18 protein-coding genes are annotated in these 22,690 nt (G+C 42.1%); 12 read left to right on the plus strand and 6 right to left on the minus strand.

The genetic code is table 11. The features are described from left to right. Window position 1: 1 nt before the first annotated feature. Complete coding sequence (locus tag ABZD21_RS13150; RefSeq protein WP_372775491.1) at window positions 2–304, minus strand: chorismate mutase; 303 nt, start codon at window positions 302–304, stop codon at window positions 2–4. 512 nt (window positions 305–816) lie between these two features. Between ABZD21_RS13150 and ABZD21_RS13155 the strand changes: the two genes are divergently transcribed. From ABZD21_RS13155 to ABZD21_RS13195, 9 genes are all read left to right on the plus strand, one after another. Further along, window positions 817–1,047 (plus strand): DUF2061 domain-containing protein, encoded by a 231-nt coding sequence (locus ABZD21_RS13155; protein ID WP_372775492.1) that lies wholly within the window; start codon window positions 817–819, stop codon window positions 1,045–1,047. Between the two features lie 46 nt (window positions 1,048–1,093). Further along, entirely contained in the window at window positions 1,094–2,890 is a 1,797-nt protein-coding gene (locus ABZD21_RS13160) for an assimilatory sulfite reductase (NADPH) flavoprotein subunit (protein WP_372775493.1), read from the plus strand. A gap of 135 nt (window positions 2,891–3,025) precedes the next feature. Beyond that, entirely contained in the window at window positions 3,026–4,720 is a 1,695-nt protein-coding gene (locus tag ABZD21_RS13165; RefSeq protein WP_372775495.1) for an NADPH-dependent assimilatory sulfite reductase hemoprotein subunit, read from the plus strand. 4 nt (window positions 4,721–4,724) lie between these two features. Beyond that, complete coding sequence (locus ABZD21_RS13170; RefSeq protein WP_372775496.1) at window positions 4,725–5,462, plus strand: uroporphyrinogen-III synthase; 738 nt, start codon at window positions 4,725–4,727, stop codon at window positions 5,460–5,462. A gap of 91 nt (window positions 5,463–5,553) precedes the next feature. Then, a complete protein-coding gene (locus tag ABZD21_RS13175; protein ID WP_372775497.1) occupies window positions 5,554–6,378 on the plus strand; it encodes a hypothetical protein in 825 nt (274 codons plus the stop codon). Window positions 6,379–6,437: 59 nt separating this feature from the next. Further along, the gene (gene cobA, locus ABZD21_RS13180) at window positions 6,438–7,178 is read left to right on the plus strand and encodes a uroporphyrinogen-III C-methyltransferase (RefSeq protein ID WP_372775498.1); all 741 of its coding nucleotides are present in this window, start codon (window positions 6,438–6,440) and stop codon (window positions 7,176–7,178) included. 192 nt (window positions 7,179–7,370) lie between these two features. Further along, window positions 7,371–8,549, plus strand: coding sequence for an AAA family ATPase (locus ABZD21_RS13185; RefSeq protein WP_372775499.1), 1,179 nt, complete (start codon window positions 7,371–7,373; stop codon window positions 8,547–8,549). 64 nt (window positions 8,550–8,613) lie between these two features. Next, the gene (gene nifJ / locus ABZD21_RS13190) at window positions 8,614–12,180 is read left to right on the plus strand and encodes a pyruvate:ferredoxin (flavodoxin) oxidoreductase (protein ID WP_372775500.1); all 3,567 of its coding nucleotides are present in this window, start codon (window positions 8,614–8,616) and stop codon (window positions 12,178–12,180) included. Between the two features lie 405 nt (window positions 12,181–12,585). Beyond that, window positions 12,586–12,804 (plus strand): Nif11-like leader peptide family natural product precursor, encoded by a 219-nt coding sequence (locus tag ABZD21_RS13195; protein WP_372775501.1) that lies wholly within the window; start codon window positions 12,586–12,588, stop codon window positions 12,802–12,804. Between the two features lie 109 nt (window positions 12,805–12,913). Here the strand turns inward: ABZD21_RS13195 and ABZD21_RS13200 are convergent, their stop codons facing one another. The 5 genes from ABZD21_RS13200 to ABZD21_RS13220 form a co-directional block, all read right to left on the minus strand. Further along, window positions 12,914–14,920, minus strand: a complete 2,007-nt coding sequence (locus ABZD21_RS13200) for a DUF4954 family protein (RefSeq protein ID WP_372775502.1) — start codon at window positions 14,918–14,920, stop codon at window positions 12,914–12,916. Between the two features lie 2 nt (window positions 14,921–14,922). Further along, on the minus strand, window positions 14,923–15,627 hold the full coding sequence (locus ABZD21_RS13205; RefSeq protein WP_372775503.1) for a methyltransferase domain-containing protein: 705 nt from the start codon (window positions 15,625–15,627) through the stop codon (window positions 14,923–14,925). A gap of 6 nt (window positions 15,628–15,633) precedes the next feature. Next, the gene (locus ABZD21_RS13210; RefSeq protein WP_372775504.1) at window positions 15,634–15,909 is read right to left on the minus strand and encodes a hypothetical protein; all 276 of its coding nucleotides are present in this window, start codon (window positions 15,907–15,909) and stop codon (window positions 15,634–15,636) included. Between the two features lie 150 nt (window positions 15,910–16,059). Continuing rightward, window positions 16,060–17,586: an OmpP1/FadL family transporter gene (locus tag ABZD21_RS13215; protein ID WP_372775505.1), complete on the minus strand. Its 1,527-nt coding sequence runs from the start codon at window positions 17,584–17,586 to the stop codon at window positions 16,060–16,062. A gap of 64 nt (window positions 17,587–17,650) precedes the next feature. Continuing rightward, window positions 17,651–19,135 carry a hypothetical protein gene (locus tag ABZD21_RS13220; protein WP_372775506.1) on the minus strand — a complete coding sequence of 495 codons (1,485 nt, stop codon included), beginning with the start codon at window positions 19,133–19,135 and terminating at the stop codon, window positions 17,651–17,653. A 97-nt stretch (window positions 19,136–19,232) separates the two neighbouring features. Here ABZD21_RS13220 and proS point away from each other — a divergent pair, with 97 nt between their 5' ends. From proS to pepT, 3 genes are all read left to right on the plus strand, one after another. Continuing rightward, window positions 19,233–20,708, plus strand: coding sequence for a proline--tRNA ligase (gene proS / locus ABZD21_RS13225; RefSeq protein WP_372775507.1), 1,476 nt, complete (start codon window positions 19,233–19,235; stop codon window positions 20,706–20,708). Window positions 20,709–20,778: 70 nt separating this feature from the next. After that, complete coding sequence (locus tag ABZD21_RS13230) at window positions 20,779–21,465, plus strand: hypothetical protein (protein ID WP_372775508.1); 687 nt, start codon at window positions 20,779–20,781, stop codon at window positions 21,463–21,465. Window position 21,466: 1 nt separating this feature from the next. Beyond that, on the plus strand, window positions 21,467–22,687 hold the full coding sequence (gene pepT / locus ABZD21_RS13235; protein WP_372775509.1) for a peptidase T: 1,221 nt from the start codon (window positions 21,467–21,469) through the stop codon (window positions 22,685–22,687). Window positions 22,688–22,690: the final 3 nt, after the last annotated feature.

Genomic DNA, 22,690 nt, shown 5'->3' on the forward strand with positions numbered 1-22,690 from the left:
TTTAACTAATTTTAGTTTGTTTGTGTAGTTCCAGTTCCTTTTGGATATTGTGGCGAACCATGGTTTTGTAAACGTCCTCAATCATCTCGGGAGATAAGTTCAACTCTTCAGCCCAAGCCCGGCGTTGTTGGTACAACTGTTCCTGACGGTCGGGGGCCACAATACTTTCTTCATCGTCTTTAAACCGGATAATTTCACACACGTATTCCTGGCGTTTGGCCAACAATTCCATTACTTCCCGGTCTATCCGATCAATTTGTTGCCGGACTTCATCAATTGTTGTGCAGGATTTCGCATCTTTCATTATTTCCTGAATTTTGTCACAAAAGTAATAAAATGAAATTAATAGAAAACAAATAGCGATAATTCAATGCTTAATAATTCGGTGAAATATAGAATTTTAAGGAATCGCTTATTTAGAATGAGCAATTTTTTCATATCGAAGTATTTCGAAATGTCGAATTAACTTCTATATTTGCAAAATAAGCAACTAAAAGAGTTCTTTGTCCGATATAGGATAATCTCGTTGTTAAACCATTTTCGATCCGGAATGTTTGAGTGGAGAGAAAAGTTCGTAAGTGATTTTAGAATAATATTTTAGCCTGATGAAAAAGCATACTTCTGTAAATATTAACCCGTGTAACGCAAACATGATGATGTGTATGTGTTGTGGTTCTTTTTTGCAGAAGGAAAGGAGTTGATATTGTTATAAGCATAGCCAAACGATAAAAACGAAAAGCCCTTCTACAAACCGTAGAGGGGCTTTTTTTTGGCTCATTTTTTTAGAAAAGTGAAAAATTAAAATCGAAATAGATCATGAAAGAAAAGGCTTACCGAAGTGTTGTGAAATCGGTTTCGTGGCGAACTGTTGGAACAGTGGATACGATGCTTATCGCCTGGTTGGTTACCGGGCAGCTAGAGTTTGCTGTTACCATCGGAGGGGTCGAGTTATTTACCAAGATGTTCCTCTATTACCTGCACGAACGTACTTGGAACCGAATAAAATTTGGCCGCATCGACCAATCCGACATTGAGTATCAAATTTAAAATCGAGCGCACAAATTGCTAATTAAAAACAAAAAATATAAAACGAATGAGTATCAAATTAAATCCTTTAAACGAGGCGCAGTCGAAGGCGCTGGAAATATTGCTCGAAGGATCGGGACCTGAGCAACTGATGTGGTTAAATGGGTATTTTCAGGGACTAACGGCAATTTACAACAAACCATCGGAAGCTGCTCAGCGGGTTCAGAGTTCGGCCGAAATCGTTGCCGCTTCGCATTTGAAGCTAACCATTTTGTTTGGGTCGCATACCGGACGTAGCGAAGGAATAGCTAAAAAACTTTCAGCATTATTGGCGGCAAAATCAATCCAATCGAATGTGTTTGCAATGGATGATTACAATACCAGGCAGTTGACCGAAGAAGAAAACTTGCTGGTGATTGTGAGTACGCACGGGGAAGGTGAACCGCCTGAAATGGCTGAAGACTTCCATCGATTAATTACCGGCAAACGGGCACCGAATTTGCCCAACCTGAATTTTTCGGTGTTGGCTTTAGGAGACAAGAGCTACAAGTTGTTCTGCCAAACCGGGCTCGATATTGATCATGCTTTAAAAAAGGCCGGTGCCAAGGAGCTTTTTCCAATTGTAACTTGTGATGTAGACTACGAAGAAGATGCGAATACTTGGATGAATGCTATTCTGGGAAAACTTGCCGATTTGCATCCTGTGTCACCAGAAAGTAAGGCTGTCGCAAGTGCGGATGAAGGAGCAGTTGTATACAATCAGAAGAATCCTTTTCGGGCAACAGTTATTGATAAAGCTAAAATTACGGGGCGCGATTCCGACAAGGAAGTTTATCATGTTGAGTTGGATTTGAATGGTTCGGGAATTTTGTATCAACCTGGAGACTCGGTCGGTATTTTGGCCGACAATCCGCCCGTACTGGTCGATCGAATAATTGATCAATTGAAGCTTGATCCGGAAACACCGGTCGTAGTGAAGAAAGTTGAATATAGTCTGCGGGTTGCCCTACGTCACCAGCTTGAGATTACACTTTTAACCCGGGATGTCATTCAAAAATTTGCTGAAAAGACAGGGATTGAAGCTGTTGCCAAAATTCTTAACGACGATGGTTTGCTCGATTCATACTTGTGGGGAAATGATATTCTGGATCTTTTGATTGAATTTCCGTTTGAGCTGGCAGCGCAGGATTTGGTTGATTTGCTTCGTCCGTTGCCTGCCCGTTTGTATAGTATCTCTTCCAGTCAGGATGCCGTAGGAGACGAAGTTCATATAACAGTAGCGACAGTACGTTACGAAAATAAAGGTCGAGAGCGGCAAGGCGCGGCATCGACTTATCTGGCCGACAGAACTGAAATTGACCAGCAAGTGCCGGTTTATATTGAGCGCAATCCGGGCTTCCGCCTTCCAAAGGATGAAAACACACCAATAATTATGGTTGGAGCCGGAACGGGTATTGCTCCATTTCGAGCGTTCATTCAACAAAGCGAAACGCAGAAACGGAAAGGAGAAAGTTGGCTGTTCTTTGGCGAACGACGTTTCTATTCTGATTTTCTCTATCAGGTTGAATGGCAGAAATATCTGAAAAAGGGAGTTCTCGGGAAAATCGATCTGGCTTTTTCTCGCGATCAGGAAGACAAGATTTACGTGCAGCATCGATTGGCTGAGCGGCAAGCAGAAGTGTTTAACTGGTTGCAAAAAGGTGCCAGCTTCTACCTATGCGGTGATATGAAGCACATGGCAAAGGATGTTCAAAAAACTTTGCTGGAAATTATTCAAACGCAAGGTGGCATGAGCGAAGAGCAAGCTCGGGAATATTTCAAAAAATTGAAAAAGGAAAAGCGGTTTCAAGCCGATGTCTATTAGGCATTCAACCTAAAAGTTAAATAAGAGGTTTTAATCCTTAATTGTTTGTTAAAAATAGTAGTAAGACTTGGTTGGATAAGTATAAATACTTACTTTGATGGTATAAATACTTATTCGGCAAAAAACATAAAAATTATGAGTGAGCAAATCGATTGGAGTAAGTTATCGGAAGTTGAAAAACTAAAATATGATAGTAATTACCTGCGTGGTACACTTGTTGAAAGCCTGGCAGACCCTGTTACAGGTGCAATAGCCGATGGAGATACGCAAATGTCGAAATTTCACGGTATTTATCAGCAGCACGATCGGGATCTGGAGAAGGAACGTAAGCAGCAAAAATTGGAACCAGCGTGGTCTTTTCTAATTCGGGTTCGCTTGCCCGGAGGAATTGCGTCGAAAGAGCAGTGGTTGCAAATGGACAAGTTGGCCGATAGCCATGCAAATGGAACCTTAAAACTAACCACTCGCCAGGCATTTCAGCTGCATGGTGTCTTTAAGCATAAACTGAAATCAACCATTCAGGGAATCAATGCAGCATTGATGGATACCATAGCTGCTTGTGGCGACGTGAATCGCAATGTCATGTCGTTTGCCAATCCGGAGGAGTCGGAAATACACGCGCAGGTTTATAAATTGGCTGGCGATATATCCGCTCATTTGACCCCTCAAACAACAGCATATCACGAAATTTGGCTGGATCAACATTTATTGGTCGATGGCAAAAAGGATGTTGAGCCGATCTACGGAGATCGTTATTTACCTCGAAAATTCAAGATTGGTGTGGCTGTTCCGCCTTACAACGATGTTGATGTTTTTTCGCAGGATTTGGGCTTCATCGCTATTCAGGAAAAGGGCAAGCTTGTAGGCTATAATGTGGTGGCTGGCGGAGGTTTTGGATCTACTTTTGGAGTCCCGGAGACCTATCCGCGATTAGGCGATGTGATTGGATTTTGTACTCCCGATCAGGCAGTAGATGTGGCCGAAAAGGTGCTTTTGGTTCAAAAAGACAACGGTAACCGGCAAAACAGAAAGCAGGCGCGTTTGAAATACACCATCGATCGCAATGGGTTAGATTGGTTCAAAACAGAGCTAAATAAGTATTTGGGCTACGATTTGCAAGAAGCCCGTTCGTATCATTTTACACGGAATGGAGACCGTTATGGTTGGGTAAAAGGTAAAAACGGTAAATGGAGTCTCAACCTGTTTATAGAAGGTGGACGGGTGAAAGATACCGAAGGATTGAAGTTGAAAACCGCTCTTCGTGAGGTTGCCGAGCAGGTAGATGCTCAGTTTATTCTAACGGGTAACCAAAACCTGATTATTGCCAACACGAATGAAAAGGAAAAGGTAGCGGCTATTCTGAAAAAATACGGTGTTTGGCCGTTGAAGCTCTCCGGTCTGCGTCAGAATTCAATCGCCTGTGTGGCTCTCAACACGTGTAGCTTGGCTTTTGCCGAAGCCGAACGCTATCTCCCCGAATTCATGAGCAAATTAGAGTTGATTTTGGATGAATTTGGTTTGTTCCGGGAAGACATTGTTATCCGGATGACCGGTTGTCCAAATGGTTGTGGACGACCATATCTGGCTGAAATTGGTTTTATCGGCAAATCTGCCGGACGATATAATTTATATTTAGGCGGAAGCCGAAATGGTACCCGATTAAACGCACTCTACAAGGAAACGCTTTCTGAAGAAGAAATTTTAAATGAATTACGCCCAATTATAGCTGCTTATGCCGGAGAGCGGACACAAGGAGAAGGATTTGGTGATTTTGTCATTCGGAAAGGATATGTGAAGGAAATAGTTCATGGTAAAGAGTTTAAACATTAAAGAGATGGAATTACCCTCAGTATTTATAGGTGGAAGCCTATCGGAAAAAACCCGGCAATGGTTGAACAGCCAGCCGGTTCGTTTTATCGAACAACCGATGTTTCGGATTCAGTTCAGAAAACCGCAGACCGAATTGTTGAAATCAATCAGGAATGAGCCTGTTAGTCTGGTGGTTACTAGTAGTTATGCGGCACGGTGGCTCGTTCGTTTCCGCAATCAATTTGGCGCGGTATCAAAACACGAAATTTTTTGCCAAAGTGCCAAACAGGAAAGTATTCTGAAAGAGACTGGCTTGAAAGTTCATCGCCCGACAGATCCCAATATTTTTTCACTTAGCGAGTTGATTGTTCGTCATCATAGCGATCAAAAAGTGGTGTACCTGCGCGGAAATAAACCGTTGAATGATTTGTACGAACAGTTATTCAATCATGGAATTCAGCCAGTCGAAATTGAAGTGTACAAAAATACACCGATTGAAAAGTGGTTGAACCAAACTTTCGATGCCTATCTGTTTTTCACCCCAAAATCAATCGAAGCTTACAAGGCATCGGGTAATTTTCCGGCGCCCAAAGGTCAGATTATGGCTGTTGGTAATAATACTGCAATGATGGCTTGGAAAATTTTTCCGAACGAGGTGAATGTTTCGAGCGAACGGGAGGAGCTTTCTTTTGTGAAATTTTCGATCGGCCGTATGCAAAAGAAACTTAGTGAGCCTGAGTTTAAAGGTATGGTCACTGATTAGATTGTAGTTCGATCGTTGTAATGAGGATCGATGGAATTAGGCTTTTAGCGAGGGTGCACAACCAGCCGGCATTTTTTTTGTTATAAACAGCATGATGCGCACAGTTTCAATATTAGGTGTTGGCTGGTTGGGGATGCCCTTAGCCAAAAAGTTAATTAGCAATGGTTACAAGGTAAAAGGATCGGTGACAAGTTCATCAAAAATGGAGTTGCTCCAGCATGCCGCTATTTGGCCCTATAGGCTGGTTTTAACTGAAGATGAATTGGAACTGGATGATCCTGGTTTTTTTGATGCTGATGTGCTGATCGTTTCTATTCCGCCTCGTCGCAGGCCAGATGTAGAGCTCGTTTTTCCGGCACAAATCCGGCAACTGATTAAACATTTGGAGACCGTGAGCCTGACAAAGGTTATTTTTATTTCATCGACTTCGGTATATCCGGAATCGGGAAGGATTGCTCGAGAAACGGATGTTCTGTTGCCGGACAAACCGTCGGGAAGAGCTTTGCTTGAGGTGGAAAACGAATTGAGGTTGAACCGAAATTTCGAAACAACAATGGTGCGTTTTGGTGGTCTGATTGGTGCCGATAGGAATCCGGCTCGTTTTTTAAGTCGAAAAACCGAGGCGATTGACGGAAGCAAGCCAGTCAATCTGATTCATCAGGACGATTGTATTTCAATTTTGATGGAAATCATCCGGCAAAATGTCTGGGGTGAAACGTTCAACGCTTGTTGTCCGGAGCACCCGTCTCGAAAGGAGTTTTATTTGAAGGCATCTGAATTGTCAGGACTTCAGGCACCACGCTTTACCGACCAGGCAGAACCTTTTAAAATTGTGGATAGTTCTAAGCTCATTAAATGTCTCGATTATCAATTTAAATATCCCAGCCCGATGAGCTATCTGGGAGCTGGATTTTAGTTTAACCCGGATGTTTATCTTTTAGGGATGGCATTGACATCTTATTTCAATTTTTAACCATGGCGAATGATCATTTGATCTCGATTGTCGGAGCTGGGCCCGGTGATCCGGAATTGTTGACGATACGCGCATTGCGTCGTATTGAGCAGGCTGATATAATTTTATATGATGCCTTGCACGGGGAGGATATTCTTGAACTGTCGAGTCCGAAATGTATTAAGATCTACGCAGGTAAGCATTATCAGGATGGTCAACATCAGACCGAACGTCAGGAACAAATCCATGCCCAATTAAAATTGTATGCCCTGCAAGGTAAACGAGTTGTTCGGCTAAAGGCCGGTGATCCGTTTATATTTGGACGTGGAGCCGAAGAACTCGAATTCTGCTTAAGAGAGAATTTGTGTATTGAAGTTGTGCCCGGGATTACAGCCGGACTGGCTGCGGCAACGACCTTTCATATTCCGGTGACTTTACGTGGAGTTAATAGTATGGCCCTGTTTTATACCGGTCATAAGCGGAATGGTGGTTTTGTCGATATTGAAACAGTAGCTTCTGTTATAAAGGCCAATGCTCCGGTGATGGTCTACATGGGTCTGAAGAATTTGGAAATCCTCGTCGCAGAACTTTTAGATAGGGAGGTGGCATCTGATACTCCTATTCAAATTGCGAGCCGGGTAGGGCACAACGATCAGCAACTATACACAACGTCAATCTGCGAACTTTCTCAATTTTTACAACAGAACGATCCCCCTATGCCGGCAGTAATCTTGCTTGGGGCCTATGCTCATAAGGTGAGATAGTTGCATTGTAAGCTAATAGGAATTTATAAGGTGTTCATTTTGAATCGCGCAATTCGGCGTTGCTTTGTGCTTGTAGCAAGCTGTGCTTATTTTTAATAATTATAAATTGCATCTTTTGGGGTGGATTGCTATCTCTGGATTGCAGAAAAATCATTTTTCTGTTTACTTTTGTTTGCATAAAATGAATTTGAGATGGAAAATCTGATGCAAATACACCAATCATTAACCGACACGCCAAAGGAATTCCTTCGTCGTGGTTTAATGGATGAGATTGATTGGGATGGGCGATTGATTTGCATCAAAGGATTTCGCGGAGTTGGCAAAACCAGTTTCTTGTTGGATATCGTGAAAGAAAAATTCGCGGAGGATAAGGGTTGTTTGTATGTCAATCTGAATAACTTTTATTTTACAAAACGGAAGATTTACAGCTTTGCCGACGAATTTTACAAAAAAGGTGGGAAGGTTCTTATTCTGGATCAAATTCATAAATATCCGGAATGGGATACTGAGTTGCGTGAGTGTTACGATAATTTTCCCGACCTGCAGATCATCTTTTCGTCATCGCCCGTTTTGCGGGTTTTGGAGGGTCACGATAATCTGAAAGGAATTGCTCGGGTTTATCATCTCGAAGGCTTGTCGTTTCGGGAATATTTAAACTTCAAAGGCGGTTTTGATTTTAAGTCCTACACGCTTACCGAAATCATCGAAAATCATCAGTCTATTGCCGCCGAAATTACTCAGCAAGTAAAACCACTCGCTTTTTTCAATGATTACCTCGAAACAGGCTACTATCCGTATTTTATCAATAGCAAATCGTTTTATCGCGAAGCGTTGTTAAAACATGTGAATCTGGCATTGGAAATTGATGTAACTTATCTGAATCAGATTGAGTTAAAGTACTTGCCAAAGCTTCGGAAGTTGCTGCAGATTATTTGTAGCCAAGTTCCGTTTACACCCAACGTGAGCAAATTGAGTCATGATGTGGAAATTTCAAGAGCAACCGTTATGAATTACTTGCGCTATTTGAAAAATTCGCGATTGATTAATCTTTTATACTCTAATGGCGATGAAGATCAGATGAAGAAACCTGATCTGGTTTATGCCAACAATACAAATATCCTGTATGCTGTAGATCCGGAGAATATAAACAACCGGAATTTGCGGACAACCTTTTTCTACAACCAGCTTTCCTATAAATATAAGGTGAAAAGTTCCGATAAAGGAGACTTTAAATTAGAGTCGAAATATCATTTCACTGTTGGGGGGAAGTATACAGAACCGGTTGATTCAGGAAGCTATGCAGCAGCAGATATGATTGAGGAAGGGAAGGGGAATGTTGTTCCTCTGTGGTTGTTTGGTTTTTTATATTGAGCAATCGATTGTATTTGAAAGATAAAGTTGAAATAGAATAAGTTTAAAATTAATTTGAGAAAAAATGGCAAAAGAAAAAAAGTTTATCACGTGTGACGGAAACTACGCTGCCGCGTATATGAGTTACATGTTTAGTGAAGTTGCCTGTATCTATCCAATTACGCCATCGTCAACTATGGCTGAATATGTGGATGAATGGGCTGCAAAAGGAAAGAAAAACCTGTTTGGTCGTCCGGTTCGTTTGGCCGAAATGCAAAGTGAAGCTGGTGCTGCCGGTGCGGTACACGGCGCGTTGCAATCAGGAGCCCTTACTTCAACTTACACTGCCTCTCAAGGTTTGTTGTTGATGATCCCCAACATGTATAAAATTGCTGGCGAATTATTGCCAACGGTTTTCCACGTTAGTGCCCGTGCATTGGCATCTCACGCATTGTCGATCTTTGGTGATCACTCAGACGTTTATGCGGCTCGTCAAACTGGTTTTGCGATGTTGGCAGCAGGTTCTGTGCAAGAAGAAATGGACTTGGCTGGTGTATCTCACCTGGCAACTCTGAAATCACGTGTGCCTTTCATGTCGTTCTTCGATGGATTCCGTACGTCTCACGAGATTCAAAAAATCGATTACCTGGATGCAGAACAAATTCGTCCGTTGGTTGATATGGAAACTATTGAAGCATTCCGTAAGCGTGCTTTGAACCCGGAATCTCCTGTAACTCGTGGTACTGCTCAAAACCCGGATATTTTCTTCCAGGCAAGAGAAGTTTCAAACTCATTCTACGATGCCGTTCCCGATATCGTTGAAGGTTATATGCAGGAAATCACAAAACTGACTGGTCGTGAGTATCACCCATTCACTTATTACGGTGCTGCTGATGCGGAAAACATCGTGATTGCAATGGGATCTGTAACTGAAACAATTAAAGAAACGATCGACTACTTGGCTACTCAAGGTAAAAAAGTTGGTTTGTTGTCTGTACACCTGTATCGTCCGTTCAGCGCAAAATATTTCATGAACGTATTGCCTAAATCGGTAAAACGTATCGCTGTTTTGGATCGCAGTAAAGAGCCTGGAGCTAATGGCGAACCATTGTACCTGGATGTAAAAGACTTGTTCTACGGAAAAGAAAACGCTCCGGTAATTGTTGGTGGCCGTTACGGTTTGGGATCAAAAGATACTACTCCGTCTCAAATCCTAGCTGTATACGAAAACCTGGATATGAACGAGCCTAAAAATGGATTTACATTGGGTATTGTTGATGATGTAACCTTCAAGTCGTTGCCGTTGAAGGAAGAAATCAAAATTTCTCCTGAAAACATTTACGAAGCTAAATTCTATGGTTTAGGTTCTGACGGTACCGTAGGTGCTAACAAAAACTCAATCAAAATCATTGGTGGATCAACTGACAAATCTTGTCAAGGTTATTTCGAGTACGACTCTAAAAAATCAGGTGGTTTCACTTGTTCTCACTTGCGTTTCGGCGATAGTCCAATCCGTTCAACTTATTTGGTAACCACACCCGACTTTGTTGCCTGTCACGTTCCAGCTTATCTGCAACTGTATGATGTATTGAAGGGGCTGAAAAAAGGTGGTTCATTCTTATTGAACTCAATTTGGGATGAAGAAGAAACTAAAAAACGTTTACCAAATAACATGAAACGCTATTTGGCTAAAAACGAAATTAAATTCTATATCATCAACGGTACAAAACTGGGTGAAGAACTTGGTTTGGGAACTCGTACCAACACGATCATGCAGTCGGCTTTCTTTAAAATTACCGGTGTAATTCCTTACGAAAAGGCAGTTGAAGAAATGAAACGCGCTATCGTGAAGTCATACGGTAATAAAGGAGAGAAAATCGTTAACATGAACTATGCTGCAGTTGACGCAGGTGGTAAAAACGTTATCGAGGTTGCTGTTCCTGCTGAATGGAAAGATATTAAATTGGAAGAAGAAGCTGCTGCAACTGATCGTCCTGAATATATCAGCAAATTCATCGATGTAATCAATGCTCAGAAAGGTAACGATCTTCCTGTTTCTACTTTTGTAGGTTACGAAGATGGTACATTCGAGCAAGGTACTTCAGCGTTCGAAAAACGTGGTATCGCTGTAAACGTTCCTGAATGGCAAGCTGACAACTGTATCCAGTGTAACCAGTGTGCTTATGTTTGTCCTCACGCTGCTATCCGTCCATTCCTGATGGATAAAGCTGAAGTTGAAGCTGCACCTGCCGGAACAGAAACTCGTGTTGCTACACCAACCAAACAATTCGATGGTTTGAATTTCCGTATTCAGGTGTCAGTTCTCGACTGTACCGGTTGTGGTAACTGTGCCGATGTTTGTCCTTCAAAAACCAAAGCCCTCGAAATGAAGCCTCTTGGAACTCAAGAAGATCAAGTTGCTCGTTGGGAATATATGGACAAAAATGTTTCTTATAAAGAAGCTACTGTTGATAAATTCAAGTCAGTTAAAAACTCGCAGTTTGCTCAGCCATTGTTCGAGTTCTCAGGAGCTTGTGCAGGTTGTGGTGAAACACCCTATGTGAAACTGATCACTCAATTATATGGTGAGCGTATGATGGTTGCCAATGCTACCGGTTGTTCTTCAATCTATGGTGGTTCTGCTCCTTCAACTCCTTACTGTAAACACAAACAATCCGGAAACGGACCAGCTTGGGCTAACTCTTTGTTCGAAGACAATGCTGAATATGGTTTCGGTATGTCGGAAGGTGTTAACGCTCAACGCGATCGTATTGAAAGCGTAATGAAAGAAGCTATTGCCGCTGGTGTTAGCGAAACCATTGCCGAAGCTTTCAACGCATGGATTGCTGCTAAAGATGATGGCGACGCAAGCAAAGCTGTTTCAGCCAAAGTATTGGAAGTACTGGCCGGAAACGACGCCGAATACGCTAAAACAATCGTTAGCTTGAAACAATACCTGGTGAAAAAATCGGTATGGATTTTCGGTGGCGACGGATGGGCTTATGACATCGGTTACGGTGGTGTTGACCATGTTTTGGCTTCGGGTGAAGATGTAAACATTTTGGTAATGGATACCGAAGTTTACTCAAACACCGGTGGTCAGGCTTCAAAATCTACTCCGATTGGTGCAGTTGCCAAATTTGCCGCTTCAGGTAAAAAGATCCGGAAGAAAGATTTGGGTATGATGGCAATGTCTTATGGTTACGTCTATGTTGCTCAGGTTGCAATGGGTGCTAACCAGGCTCAATACCTGAAAGCGCTGCGCGAAGCCGAAGCTTACCCGGGACCTTCATTAATTATCGCTTATTCTCCTTGTATTAACCACGGTTTGCGTGCAAGCATGGGTAAATCTCAAGACGAAGAGAAAAAAGCTGTTGAGGCAGGTTACTGGTCACTGTACCGTTACAACCCAATGATGGAAGCTGAAGGTAAAAACCCATTCGTATTGGATTCGAAGGAACCTGATTGGAGCAAGTTCCAAGACTTCCTGAATGGTGAAGTACGTTATACATCATTGAAAAAGTCATTCCCTGAACAAGCTGCTGAATTGTTCGCTGCTTCCGAAGAAAACGCAAAATGGCGTTTGGCAGGCTACAAACGTTTGGCTGCAATGGATTTCACAGCGGAAAAAGAAGCTGCTAAAGCAGAATAAGAAAAAAACCGTTTATTATATTGAAAAGCCACTGTCCGTTTGGATGGTGGCTTTTTTTTGATTATTGAAAAGTAAGTATTTATAATTGTGGACATCTTGCGGCAAGTGGTTGGTTGACAGATCGGTGAGTGTAGCTTCATTTTACAGGAAGAAGCCTTTTTTTATCAAAAGAAACCCTTTTCCCTGGGGCGATAAACAGAATAATCCATTGTTTCGTATTTTTTTAGCATCGAATGCTAATCCTTAAATGTCATAAGTCTAATTAAAGTCGCATAAAGCTATCAATAAGATAGTGAAAGGTGTGTTAAGATTCTATATAGTTATATTAAATTTAGATTTTAGCAATAAGTGTCAATTGGATATATTATTATATTTGGGCTTTTACTAACTCTAAAACTAAAAAAGATGTCAAAGGAAAATGTTTTTGCTTTACTGGATAAAGGTGCCGAAGACAGACAATTTCGGATTAAGTATGATAACACCTTTACGATGGAAAAATTCGTAGCATTGGCTAAAGAAGATGGTTTCGAATTTACGGTAGATGATTTAAAGGCGGCTTTACGCGAAAACGGTGATTCGTTTGATTCGTATGGTAACCCACCTAAAAAAGGAATTTGGGTATAAGATTATTGTATAATTTGTTTTTTTAAGTCGCTTGTTCAGTAGCGACGAAAATAGAAAAAGCTTCCTCGGAAAAGGAAGCTTTTTTGTTGAATTTATATGATTCTGTATTTTAGACTTTTACTTTTCGAGACCGCTCTAACTGTGCGATTACACGTTCTCCTAATTCAGTTTTCCGTTCTATATGGTGAAGGATTTCCTTCACAAAATGGTTTTCTTCGAACCGACCACGAACTTTTTCAAAATCTCTCTGCTTAATCGAATTATCTCCGTCGATCCCAAAACCGGTCATCATATCGATGCGGAATTCTTTGCTGGCATCCTCATAAAGCATGTGATCCAGTTCAACTACGCTTTCACGCCACTGTGTGACGACCTCGATCAGCTCGTTGATTGAAAATTCGGTAATTGGTTTTTTCAAATAGTCCTCAATAAATTGGGCTGTCCAATTCCATTCATAATCGTAGTAATTCGCATGTAGCTCTCTGAATTTGTTGTCTATTTCCTTAAGGTTCGAAATTTTCCGCGTTTCAATTGCCTCCAGCAGCTTGACAATTTCTTCTTTCGGGGCAATTAATCCGGCCAGATCCACCCAGTCGCCCAGTCCAATCTCACTTGTTGGACGCAAGAAATCAACAACATCCTCAGGCGAGTGCAAGTGGCCTTTGTTTAGACGGGTAATGATAGAGTTACCAATGAACTTTAAAATTGCCAATTGGTATAATTGTAATCCTTTTTTTAAGGCATCGCGCTTTATCTTGGTGTTGTTGTACGAGAAAACTTCAGTCGTTTCGCCCGAAATGCGTTGGATTTCATGGAGAATGCGGATAGCGTGATCCATTTTTTGAATGGTAAACGGACTTAATAGGTTGAAGTTGATGTTGTCCATTTTGTGCGGATCGGTACGTTTATCACGCTTAGGCCATTTCAGCACATCGCGGATGGTTCCAACACTTTTTAGATTAACTCCAGGTACCAGCCAGCTTTCGTCATCATTCTCAATTAGGTAGGAGAATGGCATATCCGATGTGTCTGAATTTTTGTAATGTCGTCCCATTACCAACGTAAATGCACCAATTCGGGCGGGCCACAACAAATACGAATCGCTGGTCGTTTTTGTGCCGCGTTCGGCAATCCCATGATGAATTGGACCCAATTTGTACATGTGGTTACTCTGGTTGGAGCCGCTGCCCGCATTACAGAATGAAAACATACCAGCAATAAGCAAGGTCGATTTATGATGTGTTACCGTGTAGGGGCCTGCAAAAACCGAACAGGCCTCTCCATGAAATCCCTGGCAATTGGCAAAGAACAACGAGTTTTGTGCGGAGTACTGAGCACCGATGGTACATCCCTGTCCGATAAAACAATTGGAGATGATCGCTCCGTCGGTAATTTCGGAACCTGACGATACTATAAAGTTCCGGATGTTGGCATCATGTCCGATTAATACCGGTGCCGATTGGTTCGAATTGATCGAACCATTTAAAATGATACTTGCTCCATTGATTTGGGTGTAGGGGCCAATTTTTACATTTCTGATCTCCCGGCAATTGAAAATTCTGGAAAATTTGCCAATAAAACCCTTGTTCGAGCGAATGCTGTTGCAATAATCATCGATCATCTTTTCGATGTCTGCTATTACGGTATGTCGATATTTATAGAATGCGAGCATATAGGCTAGGTGTGCCGATAGTTCGTCGTAAACTACAACTTCCCGCCCTCCGGTTTCATCCAGTACTTCTACTCGGGTGCCGTTTCCAAAAAAGCTGTAATCTTCCACAGCCACAATATCCGAATTGTCAATAACTACATGATCTTCGATCACATAGTTGGCAATGTAATTTTTTATGTGATTAATGTAAACGTTGTTCCCAATCGTACAGTTATGAAGATGGGCATGAGCGACGCCACATCTTTTTCGAACACCTCCAAAAAGCTCAATCTCTTCATTTTGAACTCCGAGGTGAATTTCACCGGTAAATTCAACATTTGAAAAACGATCGGGATTGAACCCGCTGAGTACTTTTACCTGCTCCCAATTGTCAGAAACACATTGGCGTTTCAGAAGCGAGTCAATTTCGGTTGAGGTTAGTGAACGGTATAGTTGATTATTCATAGTTAAGCATGTTTGATTGTTGCCAGAAAATCGAAATGATCTCCTTTTTCAATTTTCAATCCACATTGTTTGGCATGTTCTTTTAGGTTTTCAGGATCCAGATATAGCCACGGAAATTCAGTGCCTTTCTGTCCGTTATACTCTGTTTGATATACCAATTCGCCGTAGTAATTTTCCGAATTCAGATCAACCAAAGCCGATCCGTCCTCGTCCATATAAAGATAAATTAAATCTGACGAATCAATCAGGATTTGCCCGTCTGGTTTTAGTAGCTTTTTTAGGTGTTTAAGGAAATTATTGAAGCCATGGAGTGTTCCGGCTATCCCTGTGCCATTCATCAAAAGGAGGATGGTATCAAAAGTGGGGGAGTGAAGATTGTACAGATCCGAATGAATGACGTTCTGAATATTCCGGTCTTTTAAAACGCCACAACAAAGTGCAGAGCGCTCCAGTGCGGTTACTTCGATGCCTTTGTTTTGCAGATAAATACTATGACAGCCGGCACAGGCTCCAACATCGAGAACATGGCCACGGGCTTTTTGCAAGGCTAACTGCTCAATCTGAGGCATTTGCTCAAAAGATCGAAAGAAATAAGAAGGTTGCACATAATCCGGATCAAAACCATCTGCGTATATGGTCACCGGCTTGTTAATGCGTTTAAAATGAAAGTTATGAACTGCTTGTCCAATTGGATCGGATGATAACATGTCTGGCTATTTCAAATTCAAAATTGAAGCCTCAAATTTAAGACAAGTTTCCTTTTTTTGGGAATAAATGTAAAAACCCTCCGATTCGCCCTCTCCAATAATACAAATTCTAAGATCCGGAAAATCGCGGGAAATATTTTTAATATCATCCAGCTTAATGTTTTCTTTTTGGAGCCATTTGGATGTTCTAAACTCACCTAGTTTTAAACGACGACCTAAACCTTCAGCTTTTCTGAATGTTTCAAGCGACGAAGCGTAATCGATATGTCTAAACTGTTCCATAATATAAGTCTCGCATCGAGTATACAAGTTACGGCAATTCGCCATGTAATTAAATACACGTTCGTCAAATGTTATCAACAATTCCTAAATTTTGAGTGAAAGTTGTTTTAACAAATGAAAGAAAAAGCGCCCTAAGGCGCTCTGTATTTGTTAAAAACGGAATCCTAAAGTAAACGTTACCTGATGGTCTTGTTGGTCGAATTTTGCCATTGGAGAATCGACTGAAGTCGGCACCTGATATAATTCTAGATAAGAAGTTTGTTCGGTGTATTTATAGGCCATATCAAAGAAGAAACCACCGCTTCTAATTCCAAATCCAGCCGCATAGCTCGATGTATTGGCATCTGCATTTAATTGCGTAACGCCAAACGATTCAGATTTAAACGGACTTGGCAGATATTCATATCCACCGCGCAGGCTGAAGAAATTATTCACCCGGTATTCGCCACCAATTCTCAAGTTACCAACCGCTTTGTAAGCTTCGTCAATATCTTGATTTTCATTGGTGAAATTATAGCCATCTCCACCATCCCGAAGTTTGATGTTTGAATAATCAACATATTCATAGTCAACACTAATCAAGCCGGCTTTTCCAATCACATAGGCTGCACTTAGGATTCCCTTCATAGGCGTTTCCATTTGGTAGTCGTAATCGTAATAAGGAGAGGCGGCATCACTGAACCTATTTTGTCCGCTCTCTGAAATGTTCGAATACATATAGGTGTCGTAGCTGTCATGCAGGTCGTAGAAGGTTGGTGAATGGAAAGCTAGTCCAATCCGCAATTCATCTACAGGCTTAAAAATGGCGCCGGCTTTGAAATTGAAACCTGAGCCAGTTGTCTTTAAATACGAATTAAACCCATAGTCATTGAGCTGGTAAATGAAATCATTTCCCTCGTAATCGACATTGCTCTCGACAAAACTGCTTGTTTCCTTAAAGTATACATCATGGATACCAATAGTAGCTCCTAAGTAGACTTTGTGGTTAAAGTTCGCGGCAAATGAGATGGTATATTCATCAATACTCCCTTTTTGCGCAAATGTCTTCCGTTGGTCATGGCTGTAGTTTTCCAGATTGTCCGGATCATCTAAATGATATTTTAGAAGGTCGTGAAAGTAGGTTTGGCCAGGATCTTCATCATAATAGTAAATCAGGCCAGTACCTATCGCCAGGTCCTCGTATGCTTCGTCTATAATTCCATTGTCAGCATTCACAGCAAACTGATCGAGCATCGAAGAGGTAGCTCCCTGTCCCATGACCAGTTTATTTGCGTTGAAGTTTTGCATTCGGTTGTATCCAAGCCCCATGCTAAAACTTACCAGTGAGCTGGTGCTGTTTGGTGCCGAGGGGAAATTGATGACGTAACCGATATTTGGAACGCTGAGATTAAATTTTGAATCCGATGCATTCGTTCCCAGATAGTTCGCCTTAACCTCGGAACTTCCGAGTTGGGTGGTGAAAACGAACTCGCTGCTGCGATAAAGCCCCATTCCAGCCGGGTTGATACTGGCTGATGTGAAATCAGCTCCCAACGCACCAAAGGCATTTCCCATCGCGGTTGATCGGGCTGTTCCTTGTATTTGGTGATCAGACAATCGCAATGCGTCAACCAAATTTTGTGCAAAAGTTGTCGAAACGGCGGCAACAAAGATGATTGTATAAAGGATTTTTTTCATACTGCTTGAAAATTAATTAGCGAATCGATTCATATTCAGAAGCTGGCGTGAGTCCTCTTGTTGGTTATCGACGACCACTTCGGCTACTTGAACTGCTTGAACTACTAGAGCTGCTTGAGCTACTAGAGCTGCGGGTGCTAGTTCCTGACGACCCCGAAGAGTATGACGAGTTGCTCGAACTGCTACTGCTGGACGAACGATAGGTCGGCGTACTTCTGGATGTACCGTATGACGAAGAACTACTGCTTCGGGTCGGAGTACTGTAGCTAGAAGAGCTTCTATTAGTCGTGCTGGATCCTTTCTGATAGGTGGATCCCGAACTATACGAGCTTCGGTAGGTCGATTGTTGAGTCGCTGATTTGGTCGTTGCCGGTTTTGTATATGACGATGACGACGTGTTTGGTTTGTTGTATGAGCTGTTATTATAGCTTGAACGGGTTACTGTTCGAGGTTTAGTATAGCTCGGTGTATATTGTCTGGTTGTTGTCGTACTTCCCTGGGTTACACTGCTGGTTCCTCTGCTTTGAGTAGTAGAACGTACTGTAGGAGTTTGGCTTACTCCTTGAGCTGAACGGCTCGTTCCAGAATAACTACCATTGGATGAAGATATACTTCTTCTTCCGCTTGTGCTAACATTTCCGCTCGAGATATCACGACGTTTGTCCATAATAGTCGCACTTTTGGTTGTTGCGCTAGTCCTGGCAGATGCGCTGGAAATAGTTCTTACAGAAGTACTCGCTCCGGCGACACTTCGGCTCGATGCACCTACGGTTGTTGCTGACCGTCTTCCGGTGGCCGAATAGTTGTCTCTGCTACCATACGAGGCTCTGCTAACATTGCTGTAGTTGGAACGACGTTGTCCGTATCGGAAATCGTCGCTATTGTAGTAGTGGTGATAGGACGGATAGTGCGATGCATAATGTGGATGTCCCCATCCCCATGAGTTACCCCAATATAAAGATGAATTCCATCCCCATGAGCTACCCCAGTAACCACCCCAGTAGCCATATGGATATCCCCAGTTCCAACTCATACTCCAGCTTGGTGAATACCAATAATTGTAGTAGAATGGATCGTAGTAAAACGGATCATAATAGCCGTAATAATTCCAGCTGTATGGTGAAAAATAGTCATATCGGTGAAACCGGTTGATTCGGTAACCAAAATCTAGATCATCGCCATCGTAATAATTATTAATAATATAGTTAACATTGTCTTCATTGGCCAATGTTGTCGTGTCTGATTCTACCAACTCCATGCCTGACATGTCATAATAATGCGCATCGGCATCGGGGTTGTCAGTTGTAAATACGTGATTGGTATAAGTCTGGCTTCCATCGGTTTCTGACGCTTGTTCCCGCATCGTAAGAGGTGCGTATTTTGCATTTTCAGTACCGGGGTCAACAGGAACCGGGTCAACCACAACCGGTGGAGGTACATCTCCGGGGGTGAAGTAGATATCGTCGTACCGATCGGTTACATAGTTCCCGGTGGTACAAGCACCAAGTAGTAGTGCCAATGCCGAGATGATTGTAACTTTTGCTTTCATAACTAACCCTCCTGTAACTTTTAAGAATAAATTTATTTACTTTGTAGCCTTTAAATAGCAATACAAATAAAGCAAATACCATACCAAATCAAAAGAAATGGCGAAAGAATTAACTCTTCGTGGTGACAATTACTCGCAATGGTACAACGAACTAGTAGTGAAAGCTGATTTGGCTGAAAATTCTGCTGTTCGCGGTTGCATGGTAATCAAACCATACGGATATGCAATTTGGGAAAAAATGCAGGCTGAACTCGACCGTATGTTTAAGGAAACAGGTCACGTAAACGCCTACTTCCCCTTATTTATCCCGAAATCGTTTTTTAGTAAAGAAGCCGATCATGTTGAAGGCTTTGCCAAAGAATGTGCCGTAGTTACGCATTACCGTTTAAAAAATAGCCCGGATGGCAAAGGTGTTGTTGTTGACCCGGATGCTAAACTGGAAGAAGAACTGATTGTACGTCCGACATCTGAGACTATAATTTGGAACACCTATAAAAATTGGATTCAATCATACCGGGACCTGCCAATCCTTTGCAACCAGTGGGCAAACGTGGTACGTTGGGAAATGCGTACACGCCTGTTTTTGAGGACTGCTGAATTCTTGTGGCAGGAAGGTCACACAGCCCACGCGACCAAAGAAGAAGCCTTGGAAGAAACCGACCGGATGGTGAAAGTGTATGCCGAGTTTGCTGAAAAATTCATGGCTTTGCCGGTTGTAATGGGAGCAAAGTCGGAAAACGAACGTTTTGCAGGTGCGCTGGAAACCTACACCATTGAAGCGCTAATGCAAGATGGTAAAGCTCTCCAGTCGGGCACTTCGCACTTTCTTGGGCAAAATTTTGCAAAAGCGTTCGATGTTCGTTTTGCGACCAAAGAAGGGAAAGAGGACTATGTTTGGGCAACCAGCTGGGGTGTTTCAACCCGTTTAATGGGCGCCTTAATTATGGCTCACTCTGACGATAACGGATTGGTATTGCCCCCAAAATTGGCTCCTTTCCAGGTTGTTATTGTGCCAATTTACCGCAACGAAGAGCAATTGAAAGCGATTGATGAAAAAGTAGCCGGAATTGTGGCAAAATTCAAAGCCCGAGGCATTTCAGTGAAATACGACAACTCGGACAACAAGAAACCAGGTTGGAAATTTGCGGAGTACGAGTTAAAAGGAGTTCCTGTGCGGCTTGCGGTTGGGCCTCGCGATTTGGAAAACGGAACCGTAGAAGTTGCTCGTCGCGATACGCTGACAAAAGAAATCACCCAACTGGAGAATATCGATCAGTATGTTGCTGATTTGTTGGACGAAATTCAAGCGAATATCTACCAAAAAGCATTCGACTACCGCACCGAGCATACAACAAAAGTTGATACGTACGAAGAGTTCAAAACGGTGCTCAAGGAAAAAGGCGGTTTTGTTTTGGCTCATTGGGACGGTACGCCGGAAACTGAACAAAAAATTAAAGAAGAAACTAAAGCAACGATTCGTTGTATACCGTTCGAAGGAGAAAAAGAAGAAGGGGTTTGTATTTACACCGGGAAACCTTCAAAAGAACGGGTACTTTTTGCAATTGCTTATTAACATGATTTTTTCAACCCGGATAAAAGCAGTCAGTTTGGCTGCTTTTCTTATTTTTAACAAAAATACTGGTATGAAAAGTGCACAAAAGAAATCGAAACAAATAGAAGCTATCGTGCTTAAGTCGAATGTGAAACAAGATGTTTACCAGAATACACTTGGCGCATTCAATATTTTAAAAGAAGCACTTCGCGAATTGGTCGAAGAGTATTCAACCAATCTGAAAAGTAAGATTAACGATGAAGCGTTGCCTACTTTTCACGAAAAAGGCCCATTTGAGGCTGAATTTCGATTGGCTGCTGATATGTTGTTATTTAGTATGCACACCAATGTTTTTGTTTTCAATCGGGAACACCCGGTTTGGAAAACCGAATATATAAAAGATGATCCGCTTAATTCCTATTGTGGAATTATCAATATTTATAATTTCCTTTCCGATTCGTTTAAATACAATCGAATGCAGGATATTGGATACCTGATTGCCCGGATTTTTGTAAACCGGGAAAACCATTTCTTTGTTGAAGGGAAACGGCAGTCAGGTGAGTTGGTCAAAGATTTTAAAAATGATTTGATCTCGAAAGAGACGATAAAGCAAATTTTGGATACCGCAATTCGTTATGCCATCGAGTTCGATTTGCTGGTTCCTCCTTACGATCAGGTGAAGATTGCTTCGGTAGAACAGATGAAGGAAGAGATTTATCATTCGAAGATGCAAACCGGCAAGCGTGTCGGGTTTAAATTTAATTCAGACGATATATAATATGAAGGAGACAGTTGTAAAGCGGTTTGTCGGATACGCAAAAGAATATACCACATCCGATCCAAAGAGTAAAACCTTTCCAAGTACCGAGCGTCAGTTGACTTTTGCCGACAAACTGGTGGAAGAGCTGAAGCAGATTGGCCTCGCTGAAGTGGAAAAAGACAAATATGGCTATGTAATGGCGACTGTTCCGGCAACTACCAACGAAAAGACGCCGGTTATTGGTTTCGTTGCTCATGTAGATACCAGCCCCGATTTTTCCGGAGAGAATGTGAACCCAATCATTCGTCAATACGATGGTGGTTCAATTCAGTTGAACTCAAAAGTTGTATTAGCACCCGAGCAGTTTCCCGACTTATTGGGCTATATCGGTCAGGAGATTATCACGACCGACGGAAACACCTTGTTGGGAGCTGATGACAAAGCCGGTGTTGCTGAAATAGTAACTGCAATGGAGTACCTGATTCAGCATCCCGAAATAAAACATGGAAAAATTCGGATTTGTTTCACTCCCGATGAAGAGATCGGCAAAGGAGCAGATTTTTTCGATGTGGAGAAATTTGGAGCTGAGTTTGCCTACACGCTTGATGGAGGTGAAATTGGTGAATTGGAGTACGAAAACTTCAATGCAGCGATGGCCACTGTTACCATTCAGGGGAGAAGTGTTCATCCGGGAGCAGCAAAAAACAAAATGATCAACGCCATCCATGTTGGTCAAAAATTAAATAGCATGTTGCCTCCCGAACAGCGCCCGGAACACACAACCAACTATGAAGGCTTCTTCCATCTGATTGCATTTGATGGAAAGGTTGATAAAACCGTTCTTACCTACATCATTCGCGATCACGACCGGAAATTGTTTAATAGTCGGAAAGAGATGCTTACACAAGCTTGTGTTTTTCTGAATGACGAATATGGCGATGGAACAGTTCAGATTGAAATGGAGGATCAGTACTATAACATGCGCGAGAAAGTTGAGCCGGTGAAGTATATTGTTGATTTGGCTGAAGAAGCAATGCGCGAGGTTGGTGTTGAGCCGCTTATTCGTGCCATTCGCGGCGGTACCGATGGTTCTCGTTTGTCGTTCATGGGCTTGCCCTGTCCGAATATTTTTGCCGGTGGCCACAATTTTCACGGCCCCTACGAATATGTTCCGATTCAATCGATGGTAAAAGCCGTTGAGGTGATTGTGAAAATTGCTGAAAAAGTTGTAGGACGATAGATC

This window comes from Mangrovibacterium sp. (genome assembly GCF_041596335.1).
Classification (GTDB): domain Bacteria; phylum Bacteroidota; class Bacteroidia; order Bacteroidales; family Prolixibacteraceae; genus Mangrovibacterium.